Annotated in this window: 2 protein-coding genes and 2 pseudogenes; all 4 read left to right on the top strand. The window is 72.2% G+C overall.

Annotated elements, in window-relative coordinates; all coding sequences use genetic code 11:
* Positions 1-325 (top strand): annotated as a pseudogene (locus KBX53_RS31155) (transporter); the annotation flags it as partial.
* Complete coding sequence (locus KBX53_RS31150; RefSeq protein WP_030334078.1) at positions 322-633, top strand: transcriptional regulator; 312 nt, start codon at positions 322-324, stop codon at positions 631-633. The pseudogene KBX53_RS31155 and the gene KBX53_RS31150, both read left to right, overlap by 4 nt.
* Positions 630-1571 (top strand): ABC transporter ATP-binding protein, encoded by a 942-nt coding sequence (locus KBX53_RS31145; protein WP_210863317.1) that lies wholly within the window; start codon positions 630-632, stop codon positions 1569-1571. The genes KBX53_RS31150 and KBX53_RS31145 overlap by 4 nt, the downstream gene beginning before the upstream one ends.
* A 10-nt stretch (positions 1572-1581) precedes the next feature.
* Positions 1582-2017: pseudogene (locus tag KBX53_RS31140) on the top strand (ABC transporter permease); the annotation flags it as partial.

Here is a 2017-nt window from a genome sequence, read left to right as displayed (position 1 = left end):
GTACGGCTACGCGTGGGCCCTCGGATCGGTGAGCATCTACGCGGGGCTCGGCCGGATCTCCGAGCACCTGCCACACGACCTGGCGGCACTGCTCTGGTCGGCGACCGCCGTCGGGCTGACCGGCGCGCTGCACATGGCCGGCGGGGCGGTCTGGCTGGACCAGGACCTGTTCCGCCTGGGCGGCTGGATCAGCGTGAGCAACCTGGTCGGGGCGTTCGCCGGGCCGGGCTGGCACCCGCTCATCGTTGCGGTGGCCGGCGGCGGCGGAATGCTGGTGGCCGGCGCGATCGCCCGGCGGCGACAGCAACAGCGACAGCAGCCGTGACCGAGCTGGATCCGGTCATCCACGCGCAGGCCCGACTGCGGGTGGTCGCCAGCCTCTCGACTCTCAACGTCGGCGACAAGATCGCTTTCCCCCGCCTGCAGGAGCTGCTCGCGATGACCGCCGGCAACCTCTCGGTGCACCTGCGCAAGCTCGAGGAGGCCGGCTACGTGGAGATCAGCAAGACCCACCGTGGACGCACCCCGGCGACCCTGGTCGGGCTCAGCCGACGCGGCCGGCTGGCGTTCGAGGAGTACACCGAAACCATCCGCGCCCTGCTCGACCCCACCTCGTCGAAGGAGCAGCCATGACCCTCGCCCGCGCCGAACAGGCCAGCCGCCGGTACGGCGACGTCCTCGCCCTCGATCGCGTCGACCTGGAAGTCCGGGCCGGTGAGCTGGTCGGCCTGCTCGGGCCGAACGGCGCCGGCAAGAGCACCCTGATTAACCTGCTGGTGGGCCTGCGCCGCCCCAGCTCGGGACGGGTCGAACTGAACGGCCGCGACCCCCGCGACCCGGCCAGCCGACGGCAGATCGGAGTCACCCCGCAGGAGACCGGCCTGCCCGGCACGCTGCGCGTCGGCGAGGTCGTCGACTTCGTCTCCGCGCACTACCCCGACCCGGTGCCCCGCGGTGAACTGCTCGACCAGTTCGGTTTGGGCGACCTCGCCCGACGACAGACCGGTGGGCTCTCCGGTGGGCAGCGCCGCCGGTTGGCGGTGGCGTTGGCGTTCGTCGGCCGGCCCCGGTTGGTGCTGCTCGACGAACCGACCACCGGCCTGGACGTGGCCGCCCGGCACACCCTGTGGGACGCGATCCGGGCCTTCCACGCCGACGGTGGCACTGTGCTGTTGAGCAGCCACTACCTGGAGGAGGTGGAGGCGCTCGCGCACCGGGTGGTGGTCATCGGGCAGGGCCGGGTGCTCGCCGCCGACACGGTGGACGCGGTGCGCGGCATCGTGGGCGTACGCCGGGTCAGCCTGGTCGCCGACGACCTGCCCGACCTGCCCGGGGTGGTTCGCACCGAACGGGTCGACGGTCGGCTGCACCTGCTCACCACCGACGCCGACGAGCTGGTCCGAGCGCTGGTCACGGCCCGGGTTCCGTTCACCGACCTGGAGGTACGGCCGACGTCACTGGAGGAGGCGTTCCTCGCCATCACCACCGGCGACACGCCCAGCGGGGACGCGCCGACCAGCACCGGCCGACCCATCACCGCCGCTGCCGGCGGCCGACCCACCACCGTCTGAGGAGGCGACAGTGCAGCTCGCCCTGGTCCACGCCCGCTACCAACTTCTGGAGATCATCCGGATTCCGGTGGCAGTCTTCGGCAGCGCCTTCTTCCCGGCCGCCGCCATGATCTTCTTCGTGGTGCCGTTCGCCGGTGACGATGCGGTGGGCGCCACCTACGCCACCGCGTCGATGGTCACCTTCTCGGTGATGAGCGCCAACATCTTCCAGTACGGCGTCGGTGTCGCCGAGGACCGCGACCAGCCCTGGAATCCGTACACCCGGACCCTGCCGACCGGGCCGGCACCGCGGTTCGCCGGCCGGGTGCTGGCCGGCCTGGCGCTCACCTACCTCTCGCTGATCCCGGTCGTGGTGATCGGCGCGACGCTGACCGCGGCCCAGGCCACCCCGGCGGCGTTCCTGCTGGCTCTCGGCACCGTGGCGGTGATCTCGGTGCCGTTCACGC

Source organism: Micromonospora sp. M51, from assembly GCF_018070305.1.
GTDB classification, from domain to species: Bacteria; Actinomycetota; Actinomycetes; order Mycobacteriales; family Micromonosporaceae; genus Micromonospora; species Micromonospora parva.
This window is presented reverse-complemented; position numbering and strand designations above follow the sequence as displayed.